This is a genomic window from Pseudomonas sp. AC355 (assembly GCF_979258205.1).
The window spans coordinates 4,104,673-4,124,108 of record NZ_OZ409843.1 but is presented as its reverse complement, the minus strand read 5'-3'; the positions used below and the strand labels follow the sequence as shown (position 1 = coordinate 4,124,108).

At 62.4% G+C, this 19,436-nt stretch carries 18 protein-coding genes; 12 read left to right on the top strand and 6 right to left on the bottom strand.

Annotated features, from left to right (window positions below; translation table 11 throughout):
* Positions 1–212: 212 nt before the first annotated feature.
* From ACZ0AI_RS19285 to ACZ0AI_RS19275, 3 genes are read right to left on the bottom strand one after another with little or no spacing between them, the layout of a single operon-like run.
* Positions 213–1,865: a ShlB/FhaC/HecB family hemolysin secretion/activation protein gene (locus ACZ0AI_RS19285; RefSeq protein WP_463563254.1), complete on the bottom strand. Its 1,653-nt coding sequence runs from the start codon at positions 1,863–1,865 to the stop codon at positions 213–215.
* A gap of 3 nt (positions 1,866–1,868) precedes the next feature.
* On the bottom strand, positions 1,869–4,232 hold the full coding sequence (locus ACZ0AI_RS19280) for a beta strand repeat-containing protein (protein WP_463566272.1): 2,364 nt from the start codon (positions 4,230–4,232) through the stop codon (positions 1,869–1,871).
* Positions 4,207–7,233: a two-partner secretion domain-containing protein gene (locus ACZ0AI_RS19275; protein WP_463570066.1), complete on the bottom strand. Its 3,027-nt coding sequence runs from the start codon at positions 7,231–7,233 to the stop codon at positions 4,207–4,209. The genes ACZ0AI_RS19280 and ACZ0AI_RS19275 overlap by 26 nt, the downstream gene beginning before the upstream one ends.
* 175 nt (positions 7,234–7,408) lie before the next feature.
* Here ACZ0AI_RS19275 and ACZ0AI_RS19270 point away from each other — a divergent pair, with 175 nt between their 5' ends.
* Together ACZ0AI_RS19270 and ACZ0AI_RS19265 are read left to right on the top strand one after the other, a co-directional pair.
* The gene (locus tag ACZ0AI_RS19270) at positions 7,409–8,020 is read left to right on the top strand and encodes a response regulator (protein ID WP_463563252.1); all 612 of its coding nucleotides are present in this window, start codon (positions 7,409–7,411) and stop codon (positions 8,018–8,020) included.
* Entirely contained in the window at positions 8,017–9,819 is a 1,803-nt protein-coding gene (locus ACZ0AI_RS19265) for an ATP-binding response regulator (protein ID WP_463563251.1), read from the top strand. The genes ACZ0AI_RS19270 and ACZ0AI_RS19265 overlap by 4 nt, the downstream gene beginning before the upstream one ends.
* A 157-nt stretch (positions 9,820–9,976) precedes the next feature.
* On the opposite strand, the gene ACZ0AI_RS19260 is transcribed toward ACZ0AI_RS19265, so the two are convergent.
* Positions 9,977–10,255, bottom strand: coding sequence for a polyhydroxyalkanoic acid system family protein (locus ACZ0AI_RS19260; protein ID WP_463563250.1), 279 nt, complete (start codon positions 10,253–10,255; stop codon positions 9,977–9,979).
* A 241-nt stretch (positions 10,256–10,496) separates the two neighbouring features.
* Here ACZ0AI_RS19260 and ubiE point away from each other — a divergent pair, with 241 nt between their 5' ends.
* The 10 genes from ubiE (at position 10,497) to ACZ0AI_RS19210 (ending at position 17,639) form a co-directional block, all read left to right on the top strand.
* Complete coding sequence (gene ubiE, locus ACZ0AI_RS19255; protein WP_463563249.1) at positions 10,497–11,267, top strand: bifunctional demethylmenaquinone methyltransferase/2-methoxy-6-polyprenyl-1,4-benzoquinol methylase UbiE; 771 nt, start codon at positions 10,497–10,499, stop codon at positions 11,265–11,267.
* The gene (locus ACZ0AI_RS19250) at positions 11,267–11,884 is read left to right on the top strand and encodes a ubiquinone biosynthesis accessory factor UbiJ (RefSeq protein WP_463563248.1); all 618 of its coding nucleotides are present in this window, start codon (positions 11,267–11,269) and stop codon (positions 11,882–11,884) included. The genes ubiE and ACZ0AI_RS19250 overlap by 1 nt, the downstream gene beginning before the upstream one ends.
* Positions 11,881–13,488, top strand: a complete 1,608-nt coding sequence (gene ubiB, locus ACZ0AI_RS19245) for a ubiquinone biosynthesis regulatory protein kinase UbiB (RefSeq protein ID WP_463563247.1) — start codon at positions 11,881–11,883, stop codon at positions 13,486–13,488. Before ACZ0AI_RS19250 ends, ubiB begins: the two co-directional genes overlap by 4 nt.
* 62 nt (positions 13,489–13,550) lie before the next feature.
* Entirely contained in the window at positions 13,551–13,952 is a 402-nt protein-coding gene (gene hisI / locus ACZ0AI_RS19240) for a phosphoribosyl-AMP cyclohydrolase (protein WP_463563246.1), read from the top strand.
* Positions 13,945–14,289, top strand: coding sequence for a phosphoribosyl-ATP diphosphatase (locus ACZ0AI_RS19235; RefSeq protein ID WP_463563245.1), 345 nt, complete (start codon positions 13,945–13,947; stop codon positions 14,287–14,289). Before hisI ends, ACZ0AI_RS19235 begins: the two co-directional genes overlap by 8 nt.
* A 27-nt stretch (positions 14,290–14,316) precedes the next feature.
* Positions 14,317–14,583, top strand: coding sequence for a twin-arginine translocase TatA/TatE family subunit (locus ACZ0AI_RS19230; protein ID WP_042553873.1), 267 nt, complete (start codon positions 14,317–14,319; stop codon positions 14,581–14,583).
* 9 nt (positions 14,584–14,592) lie between these two features.
* On the top strand, positions 14,593–15,000 hold the full coding sequence (tatB, locus tag ACZ0AI_RS19225; RefSeq protein WP_463563244.1) for a Sec-independent protein translocase protein TatB: 408 nt from the start codon (positions 14,593–14,595) through the stop codon (positions 14,998–15,000).
* Positions 14,997–15,791, top strand: a complete 795-nt coding sequence (tatC, locus tag ACZ0AI_RS19220; RefSeq protein ID WP_463563243.1) for a twin-arginine translocase subunit TatC — start codon at positions 14,997–14,999, stop codon at positions 15,789–15,791. The genes tatB and tatC overlap by 4 nt, the downstream gene beginning before the upstream one ends.
* Positions 15,788–16,495: a 16S rRNA (uracil(1498)-N(3))-methyltransferase gene (locus ACZ0AI_RS19215; RefSeq protein WP_463563242.1), complete on the top strand. Its 708-nt coding sequence runs from the start codon at positions 15,788–15,790 to the stop codon at positions 16,493–16,495. The genes tatC and ACZ0AI_RS19215 overlap by 4 nt, the downstream gene beginning before the upstream one ends.
* 250 nt (positions 16,496–16,745) lie before the next feature.
* Positions 16,746–17,639 (top strand): acyltransferase, encoded by an 894-nt coding sequence (locus ACZ0AI_RS19210; protein ID WP_463563241.1) that lies wholly within the window; start codon positions 16,746–16,748, stop codon positions 17,637–17,639.
* Positions 17,640–17,664: 25 nt separating this feature from the next.
* Here ACZ0AI_RS19210 and ACZ0AI_RS19205 read toward each other — a convergent pair whose 3' ends face one another.
* Together ACZ0AI_RS19205 and fdhA are read right to left on the bottom strand one after the other, a co-directional pair.
* Positions 17,665–18,099: a VOC family protein gene (locus ACZ0AI_RS19205; protein ID WP_463563240.1), complete on the bottom strand. Its 435-nt coding sequence runs from the start codon at positions 18,097–18,099 to the stop codon at positions 17,665–17,667.
* Positions 18,100–18,207: 108 nt separating this feature from the next.
* The gene (fdhA, locus tag ACZ0AI_RS19200) at positions 18,208–19,407 is read right to left on the bottom strand and encodes a formaldehyde dehydrogenase, glutathione-independent (RefSeq protein ID WP_463563239.1); all 1,200 of its coding nucleotides are present in this window, start codon (positions 19,405–19,407) and stop codon (positions 18,208–18,210) included.
* Positions 19,408–19,436 lie beyond the last annotated feature (29 nt).

Genomic DNA, 19,436 nt, shown 5'->3' with positions numbered 1-19,436 from the left:
GCACCTGGCAGGCCGGCAACAACCTGAAAGTAATAGGCCTCCTCTGACCTCAGTGGAGGCGCTCACCCCGACGTAAGAACGCAACTTTCTGCCACGCTGCCCTACACAAAGCCCAGCGAACTAACGCGTTTCAGCCTGACGGCGCCCCGGAGAGAGCAAGCCTCTTTGCGTACAAGAAATCAATTGCGCGGATCCATTTATCCTGGCGTGCCTCAAAAATAACGCACGACCTGCGCCCAGACCCGAGGACTACGATCCACATCGCTTTGTGCTTCGGCATTGCCGAGTTTCCAGGCAGCCACGGTGCTGATCTGCCAGCCCTGCGTTGCCCAGCGTGCACCGATACCTGCCCCGGAGAGGCTGCGGTGATTGTCGCCGGTGCTCCAGGTGTCCTTGTTCAAACGCACCTCGCCATGATCGACGAAGGTGTTCAGTTGCCAGGCGTCGGTTAGCGCGTAACGCAGTTCGAGGTTGGCCAGCCAGCCTTGGTCGCCAGACGCCTCGCCCTGGGGATAAGCACGTACGCCGTAGGCGCCGCCAAGGCTCAGCTTTTCCGAGCTATCGAGGTTGCCGTCGGCCCACTGGCCTTGTAGTTGGCCGTACAGGCTGAAGCGATCCGTCAGGCGTTGCAGGCGCACCAGGCTCGGGTTGGCCTTGTGGAAGCGGCCTTGCGTGCCGGCCGTCAGGTCATCGATCAACTGGTTCAGCTCACCATCGATGTTCAGGCTGCCCTGGCTCCAGGCCAGGGAAAAGCTGTTGACGCCACCGCCGAGCAGGGTGTCGCGGCTGTTGCCGTTGAGGCTGGCGATGACCACGCGTGAGCGTTTGTCGCTCTTGCTGTCGAACAGGTCGATATCGTCCTTCAGGCGCTTGTCGTCGAACTGCAACTGCGCATACAGGGAAAGATCGCGCGAGCGGATCAACGGCTGGATCGCATAGACACTGGTGATCCGCGCATTGCCGTGGGCCTTGAGATCGCCGAAATCCTTGGCCAGCTCGTAGTCCATATCCGAATAGGCGACACCTACCTGGGTGGCCCAGGGGCCAATCGGCAACTGGTAGGCGATGCGGCCGTACTGCTGGTCTTCATCCGAACCCATGGCGCGCAGCGACAGGCGATCACCCAGGCCCAGCGGGCTGTTGACGTTGAGAGTGCCACCCAGGCGGTACTCGCCGGTAAAGCGGTTGCCGTAGTTGTCAGCATCGACCGAGCCGGACAGCAGCGCCCCTGGCTGCACAGCCACGAGCAAGTCGCTGGTGCCCACCGATGCGCCGGGCGTGAGGGTGGATTTGACCTCCACCCCCGGTGTGTCCGATAGCAGCAGCAGGCTGCGCTCCAGCGCCTGCCCGCGTACGGCGTCGCCGGGCTTGAGCGCGGCCAGCGGAGCCAGGGCAGTAGCGCCAGTGCGGGAGCTGTTATTGATCCTGACCTGGCCGTAACGGCCTTCAAGCACCGCAATGGTGACGCGGCCCTCGTCGATTTCCTGGGCCGGCAAGTAAGCACGCGCCAAGGGATAACCGCGTTCACGGTACAGCGCGGTGATACGGCTGGCGCCGGCCTGCAACTCACCCAACGAGACCGCCCGGCCTTGCAGATCGGTGATCAGCGGTAACAGTTCGGAACTGTCGATCGCCTGGTTGCCCGTCAGGGTTATGGCATTAACCTGCAGGGTGGGCCCACCAACCGCTGCCTCGCTGCTCGGCGCAGCCGGCAAGTTGAGGTCGATGGACTGTTTGGGTGGCAGCGGCAGCGGCACTTGCTCGATTTCACGGATCGACTGGCCAGCATCTGGGGCGACCTGGGCCAGGCTGGCCGTGCTGCTGGCTGTGATCGCCAGGGCGAACAGGGAGAGAGAGAAGCGCATGGGTCAGATTCCCTCTGGCAAACGGATGCCGCTGTCGACGATGTCGTAGGCCGGGCTGCTGTCCTGGCTGGACAGGTTAGGCGCCGGTTGGCTCAGGCGCTGCTCACGAGCGCTGTTACGGGCCGCGGCATATTGCAGGGTCTGGCGGCTGGTCAGGGTCGGCTCCTCTTGAGGAGGCTCGATGGGCGGCTCGGGTGTGACCGGAGGTTCTGGAGTAACAGGTGGCTCGGGGGTTACCGGCGGCGTGACGGGGGGCTGCACGGGGGCCGCGGCGATCTGCAGAGTGCCGTCATTGAATGCAAGGTCATAGTTACTGGCGGTAAGACCGGTGGCAGCAATGCTGTAGCTACCGGCATTGAGCGCGTTCTGGGCGCTGCCGCCATAAACCAGCGTTCCGCCCAGCACTGTTTCGTCCTCATTATTGACAAAGCCGCTGTAGCTAACACCATTACCGCCGCTGTAGGCGATGCCGTCGTAGATCTTGCTGGCGTCGTTGGCGGTCACGGTCAGCCCGGCCTTGTTTATATTGGCTGTCAGCCCAGTGGGATTGGTTAAGGTGTAGTTACTGGCCAAACCCGTACCGTCGGCAAGTGTTGCACCACTAACGGTAACTATCTTGCCGGTGTCGGCATTTTTATCAGCGAAGGTGCCGGTCATGCCGTTCAGAGCCAGCGTTTCACCAGAGATCAGACCACTCAGATTACCGCCCACCAGAACCGCGCCGGTATTACCGTCATACACCTTGTCGCTGGCAGAGACCCCGGTAACCGTGAGTGCTTTCGGCGTGATATTGGCGGTGAAACCGGTCGGGTTGGCCATCGTGTAGTTGCTGGCCAGGCCGCCATTGCCGCCGTTGACCAGGGTGGTGCCGGTCGCCGTCACCGCCTTGCCGGTGCCGGCGTTCTTGTCATCAAAAGTAACCGTCAGGCCCGTCACGCCCAGGGTCTCCAAGCCGACCAGGCCATCGATCGAGCCGCCCGTGACGCTGGCCTTGGTGTTGCCGTCGTACACCTTGCTGACAGCCGACATGCCGATGATGGTCAGCGCTTTCGGCGTGATGGCGCCGGTGCTGCTGCCGGTGGTGGTGGTCAGGTTGTAGTTGCCGGCGTCCGTGCCGCCCAGCCCGATGCCGCTGATCGTCACCGCCTTGCCGGTGCCGACGTTCTTGTCGGCGAAGGTGGCGGTGGTCGCGTTGACTGTCAGGCTGTCACCGCTTTTGATGCCGCCGAACGTGGCGCCGGCCGCATTGACGATGGCGTTCAGGCCGCCATCGTAGACTTTGTCGTCGATCACGATATTGGTGACCGCGGAAATGGTGGCCTTGGTAATATTGGCCGTCACGCCGGTCGGGTTGCTGATCGTGTAGTTGCTGGCCAGGCCGCCGTTGCTGCCGACGGTCATGACCGCGCCGGTGATGGTGACGGCCTTGCCGGTGCCGACGTTCTTGTCGGCAAACACGCCGACCATGCCGCCGACGCCGAAGCCTTCCGCACCGACCAGGCCGTCGACAATCACGGTACCGCCCAGGCTGACCGCGGTACCGCCGGTGTAGGCCCGGTTGGTGGCCGTGATACCGGTGATCGTCAGCGCTTTTTTGGTGATGTCGCCGGTCACGCCGGTCGGATTGGTCACCGAGTAATTGCTGGCCAGGCCGCTGCCGTCGACCAGGGTGGTGCCGGTGACGGTCACGGCCTTGCCGGTGCCCGCGTTCTTGTCGTTGTATTCACCGCTCTGGCCGGACACGCTCAAGGTTTCGCCGGAGACCAGGCCATCCAGGGTGCCGCCGGTGAGCGTCGCTGCTTTCGTGCCGTCATACGCCTTGGCGCTGACCGTCACGCCGCTGACCGTCAGGGCTTTTGGCGTAATGCTGGCGGTCAGGCCGGTCACCGGGCCGACCGTGTAATTGCTGGCCAAGCCGCCGTTAGTGCCATCGGATAGCGCGCCGCCCGTTATCGTCACGGTCTTGCCGCTGGCCGCATTCTTGTTGCCGAATACTCCATACAGGCTGAGGCCCAGCGTTTCCGAGCCGACCAGGCCGGACAGGCTGCCGCCGGTCACGCTCGCTGTCGTGCTGCCATCGTAGACCTTGTCGGCCGCCGCCGCGCCGGTCACCGTCAGCGCTTTTTGCGTGATGGTGCCGGTGGCGCCGGTGGCGTTGGTGACCGTATAGTTGCTGGCCAGGCCAGTGCCATTGCCCAGGGTGGCGCCGGTCACCGTCACGGCCTTACCGTTGCCCGCGTTCTGATCGTTGAATGTACCGCTCTGGCCGGACAGGCTCAGGGTTTCGCCGCTCACCAGGCCATTCAGGGTACCGCCCGATACCGTGGCCGACGTGGTGCCGTCATACGTCTTGCTGGCGACAGTCACGCCGGTCACCGTCAAGGCTTTCGGCGTGATGCTCAGGCTGCTGTCGCTGCCATAGCTGATGTCGTAGCCCTGCTGGCCGGAATACAGGCCGCCTAGGGTTAGCCCGCCACTGGCGACGCTGTAGGTGCCAGCATTGGCTGACTGGGTGGTGTAGGTGGCGCTGCCGTCGAGCACAGCATCCGTCAGGCTGGGGGTGTAGGTGAAGGTGCCGCTGGCGAGGGTGCCATCGTAGGTCTTGCCGGCGAGGTTCGTGGGGGTGACGGTGACGGCCGTGAGAAAGCTGCGCAGCAGCGGGCCGGTTTGCCCCTCGTAGATGCGCCAGACTGACGAGCTGCCACCGGTGGTGGCAAAGGCCCCAGCCGGCGAAGCTGGATGCGGTCATCATCTGCGCCGTGGTCAGGCCAGTGATCGCGGGGGTGCTGGGACCGCCATTATTACCGACACCTGGCATGCCAGGGTTCACGGTGGTGTTGTAATACCCGCCAGTGATCGAGGGACTTGTGCCGAAAGCGATGGTGCCGATCAGGCCGCCCAAGGTGCCGGAGCCGCCGGCAAGCAGGCTTACCGCGCCAGACGAATAGGCGTTCTCGATGGAGCCAGCGCTGGTATTGGCGCCAACCAGGCCGCCCACCGCTGTGACGCCCGCCACCGAACCGGTCGCGTAACTGTTTCTGATGATGCCTGCGTTTCCTCCAGCCAGGCCGCCAAAGCCACTGCCGGTAGTGCCACGGCTGCTCACCGCACCAATCGAGTAGCTATTGAGAACCTGGCCGGACGTCGTATTGTTGCCGACCAAGCCGCCGGTCAGGCTATTGCCCGTCACGGAGCCGGTATTGAAGCTGTTGGTGATGACTCCAGTAGCGCGATTATGGGACGCCAGCCCCCCTGTACTGGTGGTTCCTGACACATTGCCGCTATTGAAACTATCGGTGATCTTGCCCAGATTATTGCCAACCAAGCCACCTGCGGTGTACCTGCCGACCACTTCACCCGAGTTATAGCTGTTGATGATCGTACTGGCTGAGGTGGTATTGCCAACCAGTCCTCCCAGCCACCAGTCATAGTTTCCCACGACGCTGACCTTGCTGCTGTTGTAGCTGTCACTGATCGTGCCACTGTTGAGTCCAACAAGGCCGCCACCAATGGCACCCGTCGTGACGGCCACCGAACCACCGCTGACATAAGCATTGCTGATGGCACCACTGTTAATACCGGTCAGCGCGGCGATATTGGCTTGGGTACCGTTGCCGCTATTAGCGCCGATAACCGGAGCGACCAAGCCAATATTACGCAGGCTTCCGCTGTTGGAGCCGAACAGACCGGCGGTGCCGGTCACGCTGGTGGTAGAACTGTTCAAGCCGGTAATGACATGGCCCAGGCCATCGAACTGCCCGGAAAACGGTACGCCGCTGGTGCCGATGGACGTAAATCCCAGCCCCCCATTCCAGGCCGAGGTGGAGGTCGCATCGATATTGGCACCCAGCACATAGTTGGCATTCAATACGCCGCCGATACCTTGCAGGTCGGTGCCGCTGGTGCTGCCGGCCGCGCCCAGGCTGTTGATCACCGTGTAATTGGTCAGCGCGCCATCGCTGCCCAGTTTGGTGCTGAAGTTCTGCCCCGACGGCAGGTCGATCTCGGCCTTGACGTTGTACTTGCTCGTGTTGCCGGAGGCCACGTTCGCCTGGCCATATTCCAGCGCCAGGCTGGCCGTGCCGGAGCCTCGCAGCGCCTGGTTGATGTTGATATTGTTTTGCGCCGTCAGCTTGAGCAGGTTGGCCGACCACGAAATCGTGTCGTTGACGTTGATGTCGCCCAGCGTGCCGCTGCTGCCCGAGGTGCTCTGAATCTGAACACTGGTGCTTTTGAGCGCATTCGTAAAAAACGCGCCGGTCTGGTCGCCACCGGTGGCCGCGATGGTGTAGTCGGTCGGATCGATCAGCCAGATGCCGGTCTTGCCGTTTGCAGATTTGGTGGTGACCTTGGTGCTGTCGGCTACTTTGACGTGGGCACCGCTGGTTTCGATAAACCCGCCATTGCCGCCCGTCGGTGCGCTGGCATCGAGGGTGCCCGCCACCTGCACGGTGCCGCCGTCAAAACTGCCAAGCAGAACAATCTTGCCGTCTTTCTCACCCAGAGTCTGGGCTTCGATCACGCCGGTGTTATTGACCACGGTTTTCAGCAGCGCGTCACCGGCATTGGCGGTGAGCAGCACCTGGCCGCCGTCGGCTTTGATCAGTTGGTGATTTTCCACCAGGGCATCGACCGCGGCCTCATCTACCTGCACGTTGAGCAGGCCGTCACCGGCAAAGTCCAGGGTGATTTTATTGCCCGCCGCCAGGGCGACCGTGCCCCGGTTGGCAACGATCACGCCCTGGTTACTCACTGCTCCGCCGAGCAGGGCGATGGCGCCGCCATCACGGGCATTGATCGAGCCCTGGTTGATCACGCTGGCATTGCTGCCATCACCTTTGAACTGGTAGTTACCCGCAGCAAAGTCCGCGTCGCTGATATCCAACGTGGAGGCGACCAAACCGCCGACATTCACCTGCGCACCCTGGCCGAACAGCACGCCGTTAGGGTTGATGATGAAGACCCGGCCATTGGCGTCGAGCTGGCCCATGATTCTCGAGCCATCGGCGCCGAGCACGCGGTTCAGGGCAATCGAGTCGCTGCCAGGCTGGTTGAAGGTCACCTTGTTGCCGGCAGCGATATCGAAGCTCTGCCAGTTGATGGCCAGCTTGTTGCTGGCCTGGTCGATGACCATCTGGTTGGTGCTCGGCGTGCCGATTTGGCCGGAGCCCTGCACGATCTGCCCGCCCGCGGGTAGATCCGCTGCGACTGCCTGCACCGGGCTGAACAGGGTGGCGCTCAGCAGGGCCACGCTGCCGATGCGTTGGCCTTTCGAGGTACTTCGCTTGCCCTGGCGGCTAGCGTGTTCGCTGGCGACTGTCCAGGCGCCAAGGCTGTGATTCCAGACGGTGGTGAATACACGGTTCATGCTGTCATCCCTGAAGAGGCCTGCAGGGATGACGCCGGCACCAGCGACTGCTGGTGACCACCGCTGACCCCATCGATTTATAAGCGGTCACGCTAACCCGGAATGACGCGGCGCCCTATAGTCCATTTGGACTGGTTGCTTGCGTGGCGCAGGCTGGCGCGATTGAATGGCCAGCATGACCAAACGCCTGCTGCTTATCGATGATCACGCGCTGTTCCGCTCCGGGATCGGCATGGTGCTGGCCGCCGGCCTGGGCGATGTGGAGATTGCCGAGGCGGCCTCGATGGAGCAGGCGTTGCTCTGCCCGAGCGAGGCCTTCGATCTGTTGTTGCTTGATGTGCAGCTCGACGGCCTCAACGGCCTGGATGGCATCGCCCTGCTCAAGCGCAAGTGGCCCTTGGCAAAAGTGGTGATGGTCTCAGCGATACAGGATGGTCAGGTGGTGCGCGATGCGCTGGAGCGAGGCGCCCACGGGTTCATCTGCAAGGCTGAAACACCCACCCGGATGCTGGAGCTGATCGCCCAGGTTCTCGCTGGCCAGGTGCTGTTCGAGGATCACCCAGCGCCGTCTGCGGACGGCGACAGCCTGGCGACCCGCCTGACGCCAAGGCAATGCGAAGTGCTCGACCTACTCTGCCAGGGGCTCTCGAACAAGATGATCGGCAGGCGCCTCAACCTTTCTGAAAACACCGTGCGCGGCCATGTGCAGGCCACGTTGGCAGCCTTGCAGGTGTCCAGCCGCTCCGAGGCGGCCTTCGTCGCGCGCCGCCGTGGGCTGATTCATTGAACACCCCGCCCCTCAGTGAAGATCGAAACAGGGATATTCGCGTCGAACAGGTGCGCCTGGTGTTCATCGGCATGAAGAACTCGCTGTACCTGGGCACGGCGCTCGCGCTGATTCTCGTGATCGCGCTCCAAACGCCCGAGAACCGTCAGGTGTTGTTCATCTGGTTCGCCATGGTGGTATGCGGCCGGGTGCTCTGTGTGAGCTACGCGATGCTGGCCTTGCGCCGCGGCGTGACGCCCGACAATACGGCGCACCTGATCCTGCGCATGAGCATCATCAAGGTGTTCGAAGGGCTGGCCTGGGGCGCGCTGGCCTGGATCGTCATGGGCCAGGCTTCATTACCCGAGCAATTACTGGCCATGGCGTCGCTGGCCGGGGTCAGCGGCAACGCGGTCTCGCTGCTGGCGCCGGTGTTCCCACTGTATGCGAGCATGCAGTTCGCGCAGTTGGGGGCCATCAACACCAAGCTGTGGCTGATCGAGGGCAACTCGTACACGATGCTGGCCATCGGCTGCACCCTGTACGTCATCGGCCAGTTTGGCCAGGCTCTGCTGGCGCAGCGCTCGTCGCAACGCTCCATTGCCCTGCGCTTCGAGAATCTCGATCTGGTCGAGCAACTGCGGATTGAATCGGAGCGTGCCGAGCAGGCCCGCGCCAAGGCCGAAGAGGCCAACCTGGCCAAGTCGAAATTCCTCGCTGCAGCCAGCCATGATCTGCGCCAGCCCGTGCATGCCCAGGAGCTGTTCCTCGAGGTGCTGGCGCGTAGTGAGCTGTCGGAGATGCAGCACAAGGTATTGGGCAATGCACGAACCGCCAGCCAGGCCAGCGCGCAGATGCTCAATACCCTGCTGGATTTCTCACGTATCGAAGCCGGGGTGATCGAGCCTCAGCGCAAGGCGTTCCGCCTGCAGCCACTGCTCAACAAACTGGAAAACGAACTGGGCAGCCTGGCGGATGCCAAGGACATCGTTTACCGCTGTCGCGAAACATCGCTGGCGGTGAGCTCCGACCCCAACCTGCTGGAATTGATGCTGCGTAACCTGATCACCAATGCGATCCGCTATACCGACACAGGCGGTTTGCTGATTGCCTGTCGCAAGCGCGGCGACGAGGTACAGATCGAGGTCATCGACACCGGTATCGGTATCGCACCGGAACAACAAAGCGAGGTTTTTCGCGAATTTCACCAGTTGGGTAATCCCGAACGTGACCGCCTCAAGGGGCTGGGCCTCGGGCTGGCGATCACCGATGGGCTGGCCCGCTCGTTGGGGCATGGCCTGACACTGGTCTCGAAACCAGGGCGCGGCAGCATCTTTCGCGTGCGCCTGCCGCTGGTCAGGGCCGGCCTCAGTGAAGATGCATTCGCCTTGCCCGGCGCTCCGCAACAACAGTCGGATCGACTGCAGGGCTTGCGCGTACTGGTGATCGAAGACGATGCAATCGTCCGCCAGGGCATGCAGCAGTTGCTACAGAACTGGGGCTGCGAGTGCCGGGCGGTGGAACGTATCGAGGAAGCGCTGGAAGTGGTCAACCAGTGGCCCGTACAGATGCTGATCAGCGACTACCGTCTACGCGAGAACCAGACTGGCGCCCAGGCTATAAACCAAGTGCGCCAGGCGCTTGGGTGGCAGGTGCCGGCCTTGATCATCACCGGCGACACGGCCCCGGAGCGCTTGCGCGAGACCCGCGACAGCGGTGTGCCGCTGCTGCACAAACCTGTATCGCCCTCACAGCTGTACCGGATACTCGCCGGCATTATCACGGAATCAATGGAGTCGGAATCAGTGAATCAACTCTGACTATTTGGCTACACCGCGTACAGGAAGAGGGTCACCTCTACTTAACGCACAAAAAGCAAATGATGCGATTCCATTGATTACGTTTTGCTTAAACCGCGAGTGTTACAGCGGTGCCTCCAGGGCACGCTGTGTATACCGATCAAACCTGTAACCCAAGTCAGGCCTGCAATTCCTTGTCCAACACCTCTTCGATTTCACTCTTGATCTTGCCGCTCAGCACCGAAAGCAGCAGGCCAAGATTGAGTTGCAGGTTGACCCGATCCTCACTGACCTCGATCCGACCGTCGGCGCCGCTGCGCTTGAACTCCAGCGTGTCGCCGTTCCACTGGTAGCGCACGTCGTATTCGCGCGCCAGGCGCTCGGCCAGTTGTTCGGCCTTGCCGCGGGCGGCTTCGACGCCCAGGTTATGGGGGCGGTCGACGGTAATTCTGGCCATCATGGCTCTCCTGACTGAAATCGCTGGCGGGGGAATATACAAGAAGCGCCCGGTGGGCCACTACCGGCGTGCGCCTGTGCCCGGCTTTTAGGTTTAGAATGCGGGCACTCGGCTGACTAGAGCCTGTCGAAACCATGCTGCGGGCCAGCCGCTGGCCCCACTGGCGACAGTGCCTCGCATGGCTTTAGCTCATAGGCTTTTAAAACGGCGCCAAGCCTCTCGGATTTCAGGAAAGGGTGACATGAACGATCCGCGCAAGAACGACGGCAGCGAACCCACCACTCACTTCGGTTTCCAGGACGTTCCGGAAAGCCGCAAGGCGGACAAGGTCGCCGAAGTATTCCACTCGGTAGCCGCCAAGTACGACCTGATGAACGACCTGCTTTCCGGCGGCATGCACCGTCTGTGGAAGCGTTTCACCATCGAGCTGTCCGGCGTACGCAGCGGCAACCGCGTGCTGGATATCGCCGGCGGCACGGGCGATCTGGCGCGTAAGTTCTCACGTATCGTCGGCGATACCGGCGAAGTGGTACTGGCCGATATCAACGCCTCGATGCTTAAGGTCGGCCGTGACCGCCTGCTCGACCGCGGTGTGTCGGGCAACATCGCCTTCGTCCAGGCCGACGCCGAAAAGCTGCCCTTTCCAGATAACCATTTCGACTGCGTGACCATCGCCTTCGGCCTGCGCAACGTGACTCACAAAGACGCCGCTATCGCCTCGATGCTGCGTGTACTCAAGCCCGGCGGTCGTTTGCTGGTGCTGGAGTTCTCCAAGCCGAAAAGCACCCTGCTGTCCAAGGTCTACGACACCTACTCGTTCAACTTCATGCCGCTCGTGGGCAAGCTGGTGACCAACGACGCCGAAAGCTATCGCTACCTGGCCGAGTCGATCCGCATGCACCCGGATCAAGACACCCTCAAGGCGATGATGGAGACCGCAGGCTTCGACCGCGTGACTTACCACAACATGACCGGCGGCATCGTCGCGCTGCACCGCGGTATCAAGCCCTGATGCTGAGCCAGGCCCTGTTCGCCGGCGTCGAGCGCGGCCTTAACCGCGTACTCGCGCTGGACAGCACTGCCCTGCCGCGCCTGACCCGGCTGCATGGCCGGGTGATCGCGGTCGAGTCGCGCGCACCAGCGTTCCAGTTGTTCATCCTCGCCGACGGTGAAGGCCTGCGCCTGGCCAGCCAATGGGCGGGGCAAGTCGACTGCACCCTGCGCGCGCCAGCCAGTTCTCTGCTGAGCCTGGCGCTGGCCAAGGACAAGCAGGCCGTGCTGCACACGCCAGAGGTCGATCTGGACGGCGAAAGTGGCGTGCTGCTGGAGCTGGCCGGCGTGTTGCAGGATCTTGAGCTGGATTGGGAATACGAGCTGTCACGCTGGCTCGGCCCGATCGCCACGCCACTGCTGGCCGGCCACCTGCGCAGCCGCACGGGCTGGACGCGGGACACTCTGCACAGCCTGCAACTGAGCCTGGCCGATTACCTCAGTGAAGAATCACGCACCCTGGTTGGTCACCGTGAGGCCGACGCACGCTTTGCCGAACTGGATGCCCTGAAACTTTCCCTCGACCGTCTCGACGCGCGCATCGAGCGCCTCGCCCAACGCCATAAGCCCATCGCATGAAGCTGCTTGCCCTTCGTCGCCTGCTGCGCATCCTCTACGTGGTTATCCGCTACCGCCTGGATGACCTGCTGTTCGCCCTGCCGCTGCCCTTCTGGCTGCGCGCGCCGCGCTTCCTGCTGCCCTGGCGCTGGCTGCCGCGCAAGGCTTCGCCGCTCAATCGCGGTCAGCGCCTGCGCTTGGCCCTGGAAGAATTGGGGCCGATTTTCATCAAATTCGGCCAGTTGCTGTCCACCCGCCGTGACCTACTCCCGCCGGATATCGCTGACGAACTGACCCACCTGCAGGATCGCGTACCGCCGTTCGACCCGGCCAAGTCGCTGGCGCTGATCGAGGAACAACTCGGCATGCCGGTCAGCCAAGCGTTCGCCCGTTTCGACACCGAACCGCTGGCCTCGGCCTCGGTCGCCCAGGTGCACGCGGCGCAGCTGAAAAGCGGTGAAGAAGTAGTGGTCAAAGTGGTTCGCCCGAACCTCAAGCCGATTATCCGCGCCGACATGGCCTGGTTGTTCCTGCTCGCCAAACTGGCCGAGCGCGCCTCGAGCGAAGCCCGTCGCCTGCACCCTGTGGACGTGGTCAGCGATTACGAGAAGACCATCTACGACGAACTCGACCTGCTGCGCGAGGCGGCCAACGCCAGCCAGTTGCGACGTAACTTCGAGGGCTCGGATCTGCTCTACGTGCCCCAGGTGTATTGGGACTGGTGCCGCCCCAAGGTGTTGGTCATGGAGCGCATCTACGGCATCCAGGTCACCGATCTGGCGACTCTGGCCGACCAGCGCACCGACATGAAACTGTTGGCCGAACGCGGCGTGGAGATTTTCTTCACCCAGGTGTTCACCCACAGTTTCTTCCATGCCGACATGCACCCGGGCAACATCTTCGTCAGCACGCGAACGCCGTGGAACCCGCAGTACATCGCCATCGACTGCGGCATCATCGGCAGCCTCACCCCCGAGGATCAGGATTACCTGGCGCGCAATCTGGTGGCCTTCTTCAAGCGTGACTACCGCAAGGTGGCGCAGTTGCACATCGACTCTGGCTGGGTGCCGCAAGAAACCCAGGTCAACGATTTCGAAGCGGCGATCCGTACCGTGTGCGAACCGATCTTCGAACGCCCTCTCAAGGACATCTCCTTCGGTCTGCTGTTGATGCGCCTGTTCCAGACCGCGCGGCGCTTCAATATGGAAGTGCAGCCGCAGCTAGTGTTGCTGCAGAAGACCCTGCTGAATATCGAAGGCCTGGGTCGCCAGTTGTACCCTGATCTGGATCTGTGGACCACCGCTCAGCCGTTCCTCGAGCGCTGGATGCGCCAACGCGTCAGCCCGCGCAACCTGCTGCAAAACCTGCAGAGTCAGGTCGAGCAAGTGCCGCACCTGGCCAACATGACCCGCAGCCTGCTCGAACGCATGGCTCAGCCGCATGCCAAAGATCCACCACCGCCATGGCGCGAGCGTGACGGCTGGGCGGTACGACTGATCGGCGCCGCGCTGATCGGCGGCGGTGTGGTGCTGGCCCTGGGCATGGCCAACCTGAGTGAACCGGCCATCGCCTGGCCAGCCTGGCTGATGACCGCCAGTGGTCTGTACCTGATCGTGCGCCGATAGCCAGCCAGCGCCCTGGCTGGCACACTTGCAACGAAACGCCGCGTCTCGAATACGGAAAAGCAATGAACAACTGGTTAGATGAAGTCACTTGGAACGAAGACGGCCTGGTGCCGGCCATCGCCCAGGATCACCAGACCGGGCGCATCCTCATGATGGCCTGGATGAACCGCGAAGCATTGGCCCTGACTGCCAGCGAGCAGCGCGCCATCTACTGGTCACGCTCGCGTGGCAAGCTGTGGCGCAAGGGCGAGGAATCCGGTCATGTGCAGAAGCTCCACGAGCTGCGTCTGGACTGTGACGCCGACGTAATCGTGTTAAAGGTTGAACAGCTCGGCGGCATCGCTTGCCATACCGGGCGCGAAAGTTGCTTCTACCGGGTATTCGAGAATGGCGCGTGGAAGACCGTCGATTCCGTCTTGAAAGATCCGCACACCATATATACACCGGAACACCGCCATGACTGATACCCTCAAGCGCTTGGCCGAGGTGCTGGAGTCGCGCAAGGGCGCGGCCCCAGACAGCTCCTACGTGGCCAGCCTGTACCACAAGGGTCTGAACAAGATCCTGGAGAAGGTGGGCGAAGAATCGGTGGAAACCATTCTTGCCGCCAAGGACGCTGCCACCAGCGGTGACTGCAGCGATCTGATCTACGAAACTGCCGACCTGTGGTTCCACAGCATGGTCATGCTGGCCGCGCTGGATCAGCACCCGCAGGCGGTACTGGATGAACTGGATCGCCGTTTCGGCCTGTCCGGGCATGCGGAAAAAGCCGCACGAAGCGACAGCGACAGCGACACTTAATAAAGACTCTGACGAGGACAATGCAGCATGGGCATTTTCGATTGGAAACACTGGGTAGTCATCCTTATCGTCGTCGTGCTGGTGTTCGGCACCAAGAAACTCAAGAACCTCGGCTCCGACGTCGGTGAAACCATCAAGGGTTTCCGCAAGGCGATGAACGAAGACGAGGGCAAGCCGGCCGAACCGCAAGCGCAACAGCCGCAACAGCCTTATCAGCAGCAAGCGCCGCTGAACCAGCCACACACCGTGGAAGGCCAGGCCAGCAAGGTCGAAGAACCCCTGCGTAAAGACTGAGGCCAGAGCATGTTCGGTATCAGTTTCAGCGAGCTGCTGGTGGTCGGTCTGATCGCCTTGCTGGTGCTCGGGCCCGAGCGCCTGCCCGGCGCCGCGCGCACCGCTGGGCTATGGATTGGCCGTATCAAACGCAGCTTCAATGCGATCAAGTCGGAGGTCGAGCGTGAAATCGGCGCCGACGAGATCCGTCGCCAGCTGCATAACGAGCACATCCTTGAGCTGGAGAAGGAAATGCAAGCGGTAAAGAATGACATTCTGCCGCCAAGCACGCCCGCTCCACAGGCCCAGACGCCGCTCCCCACGGAGCCTTCAGCGCCCGTTGCCGAACCCGCGGCGGGATCGGCTGTTACGCCCACCCCGATCTCAACGCCAGCCCCGGCGCCCGTCGCCAGCCAGGACAAGACGCCGCAACCATGAGTCGACTCTCTGACAACGACCAGGAAATGCCGCTGGTTTCTCATCTTGCCGAGTTGCGTACGCGCCTGCTGCGTTGCGTAGCCGCTATCTTCCTGCTCTTCGCCGGTCTGTTCTACTTCACACAGCAGATCTACACCCTGGTTTCTGCACCACTGCGTCAGTACCTGCCGGAAGGCGCAACGATGATCGCCACCGATGTGGCGTCGCCGTTCCTCACCCCGTTCAAGCTGACGATGCTGGTTGCCGTATTCCTGGCCATGCCAGTGATCCTGCATCAAATCTGGGGGTTTATAGCCCCGGGCCTCTACAAGCATGAGAAACGCATCGCCATCCCGTTGCTGATCTCCAGCATCGTGCTGTTCTATGCGGGGGTGGCTTTTGCCTACTTTCTGGTCTTTCCAATCATCTTCCACTTCTTCGCCAGCGTAACGCCCGAAGGCGTGTCGATGATGACCGATATCGCCAGTTACCTCGATTTCATCATGACCCTGTTCTTCGCCTTCGGCTTTGCCTTCGAAGTGCCGGTGGCCGTGGTACTGCTGATCTGGATCGGCATCGTCGACGTCGCCTATCTGCGCAAAATCCGCCCTTACGTGATAATCGGCTGCTTCGTGCTCGGCATGATCCTGACCCCACCGGACATCTTCTCGCAGACCCTGCTGGCCGTGCCGATGTGGCTGCTGTTCGAGCTGGGCATCATTGCCGGTAGCCTGATCCGCACACGGCGTGGTGAGCCCGACCCTGATGAGGATGAAGCGCCGGTCGACCAGCCGCCCAGCACTCAGCCATGAATCTGCTGTTGCTCGAGGACGGCGACTTCATCGCCGCCGACCGAGTGCGCCTGGACGGCCGGCGCCTGACCCACCTGCACGAAGTGCACCGCGCCGAGAACGGCGACACCCTGCGGGTCGGCCGCCTCGGCGGCGCCATGGGCAGTGGCCAGTTGCTGCAGCTGGACGCCAACAGCGCCGAGCTGCAGGTCAACTTCGACCAGCCAGCACCCGCCAAGCTGCCGATCACCCTGCTGCTCGCCCTGCCCCGACCGAAGATGCTCAAGCGTGTGCTGCAAAGCGTCGCCGCCATGGGCGTGCCACGGCTGATCCTGCTCAACAGCTACCGGGTGGAAAAGAGCTTCTGGCAGACACCCTTTCTCGAACCGGCGGCGATTCGAGAACAGCTGATTCTTGGCCTGGAGCAGGCCCGCGATACGGTGCTGCCCGAGGTGATCATCGAAAAGCGCTTCAAGCCCTTCGTCGAAGATCGCCTGCCACAGTTGGCGGCAGGCACTCTCGGCCTGACCGGCCACCCCGGCTGCTACCCGGCTTGCCCCCGCGCCGTTGAACAACCGGTGACTCTGGCCATCGGCCCCGAGGGCGGTTGGATTCCCTACGAGGTGGAGAAACTGGCTGAGGCCGGCCTGCAGCCGGTGCAGCTCGGCGAGCGCATCCTGCGGGTAGAGACAGCGGTGACGGCTCTGCTGGCCAGGTTGTTCTGAGCTGGCGGCTCGGTAGCGATACCGTCCGTTCGTGATCTCGTGGGAGGAGCTTTAGCCGCGATTGTGCCTGTATAGGCGTAAAGGGCTCGCGGCTAAAGCCGCTCCTACACGATCCCGGATGTCCGCTTTTAACTTACTGAAACCAACCACCGCCTCAAGGGACATCCAGTAACGCCTTGTCCGGCAGAGCGATTTGGCGCCAGCCTGCTGTCTGCCTATGATGAACACCTCGTGCCCACAAGGAGCTGTCATGCGCCGTCTGCTCACCGGCCTCACCGTTATTTTCCTGCTCTTGCTCAACACCCTGATCCTGATCGGGCCGATGCTGATTATCGCCATCGGCAAGTTCGTGCTGCCGGGCAAAGCACTCAAGGCCGCCTGCTCACGCCAGGTGATGTGGGTCGCCGAGTTCTGGGCCGAAAACTGCAAACGCATCTTCGCGGCGCTCACCCCGACCCGGTGGGATATTCGCGGCGGCGGCGAACTGCATCAGGACACCTCCTACCTGGTCATCAGCAATCACCAGTCGTGGGTCGACATTCCAGCGCTGGTACAGGCGTTCAACCGCAAGACGCCCTACTTCAAGTTCTTCCTCAAGCAGCAACTGATCTGGGTGCCCTTCCTCGGCCTGGCGTTCTGGGCGCTGGACTATCCGTTCATGAAGCGCTACTCAAAGGCCAAACTGGAAAAGTATCCGCACCTCAAGGGCCAGGATCTGGATATCACCCGACGCGCCTGCGAGAAGTTTCGCGAGCTGCCAGTCACCGTGGTCAATTACCTAGAAGGTACGCGCTGCACCCCGGCCAAACAGGCACAGCAGGGCTCGCCCTATCGCTATTTGCTCAAGCCCAAGGCCGGCGGCGTGGCCTTCGTGCTGGCAGCGCTGGGCGAACAGCTGGACGCCATTCTCGACGTCACCATCGTCTACTCGGAAGAAACGCCGCCCGGTTTCTGGAAGCTGATCAGCGGACAGGTACCGAGAGTCATCATGGATATCCGCACGCGCGCGCTCGATCCCGCGCTCTGGCAGGGCGACTACCAGAACGATGCCGAATTCCGCCTGTACGTGCAGAACTGGGTCAGCGCTTTATGGGAAGAGAAGGATGCATTGATCGAGCAATTGAAGCAGGAGAGCGCGGCCTGAATCTGCTACGACCAGGCCCGGTGCATCAGTCCGGCAGGATCATATGGCCCGCCTCGTCCAGCGGCGCGAAGGGGTTGTGCGCCAATTCCCAAAGATGGCCGTCCGGGTCGGCGAAGTAGCCGGAGTAACCGCCCCAAAATACCTTTTCAGGCGCTTTGACCTGCCGTCCGCCCGAGGCAACAGCAAGCGCCATGGCCGCATCCACGGCTTCGGGGCTTTCCAGATTGTGCGCCAGGGTGATGCCGGAGAAGCCCACAGGCCCGGCCTCGGGCAGGTTGGCATCCTTGGCCAGTTCGTCCCGCGAGAACAGCCCCAGCGCGAGCCCTTTGAGCTTGATGAATACGATCTTTTCCTGGGAAGCGGACGAGCGCGTCCAACCCAGCCGTTCGTAAAAGGCGGCGCTGGCTTGTACGTCCACCACGCCAAGGGTAATCAGGGAAATCCGTCGGTCAAAGCTCATGAGTTGCTCCTGCAGGTTGAGCCAGACAGGGTAGCAGCCGAGTATGCCGCCGGAAGAAAAGGATCACGTAAAGGTGGAAGCGGAGCCCTAAGGCTCCGCTTATTTGCATCAGGCAGCACTGAAGGTCTTATGCGGGTCGATGACGAATTTCTTCGGCACGCCAGCATCGAACTCGCCGTAACCGCGTGGCGCGTCCTCCAGGCTGATGACCTGCACGCCAACCACTTCGGCGATGTTGATGCGATCCCACATGATCGCTTGCATCAGGGCACGGTTGTACTTCATCACCGGTGTCTGCCCGGTATGGAAGCTGTGCGACTTGGCCCAGCCGAGGCCGAAGCGGATGCTCAGGCTGCCGATCTTCGCTGCCGCGTCCACCGCGCCCGGGTCTTCGGTGACGTAGAGGCCGGGAATACCGATCTTGCCGGCCACCCGCACCACGCCCATCAACGAGTTGAGCACCGTGGCAGGCGCTTCGTGCTGGGCGCCGGCATGCCCATGACCGCGGGCCTCGAAGCCCACCGCGTCGACGGCGCAATCCACTTCCGGCTCACCGAGCAGGTCGGCGATCTGCTCGTGCAGCGGCGTGTCCTTGGACAGGTCGGCGATCTCGAAGCCAACCGCCTTGGCATGGGCCAGGCGCACCGGATTGACGTCACCGATGATCACCACTGCAGCGCCCAGCAGCCGCGCCGAAGCCGCTGCGGCCAGGCCGACCGGGCCTGCACCCGCCACGTATACGGTGCTGCCCGGCCCTACGCCCGCCGTGACGGCGCCGTGGTAGCCGGTGGGCAGAATGTCGGACAGGCAGGTCAGGTCGCGGATCTTTTCCATCGCCCTGTCGCGATCCGGCAGCTTGAGCAGGTTGAAGTCGGCGTAGGGCACCAGCACGTACTCGGCCTGGCCTCCGGTCCAGTCACCCATGTCCACATAGCCATAGGCGCCACCGGCACGCGCCGGGTTGACCGTCAGGCAGACGCCGGTGTGTTGTTCCTTGCAGGAGCGGCAGCGGCCACAGGCGACGTTGAAGGGCACGGACACCAGATCACCGATCTTCAGGTTCTCGACATCGCTACCCTTCTCGATCACCTCACCGGTGATCTCGTGGCCGAGCACCAGGCCGACCTGGGCGGTGGTGCGCCCGCGCACCATGTGCTGGTCAGAGCCGCAGATATTGGTGGAAACCACCTTGAGGATGACCCCGTGCTCGATCTTGCGACCACGCGGGTCCTGCATCTTCGGATAGTCGATCTTCTGGACTTCGACCTTGCCTGTGCCGAGATAGACGACACCGCGATTACCAGACATATGCATCTCCTTTCTTGTTGTGGATACAA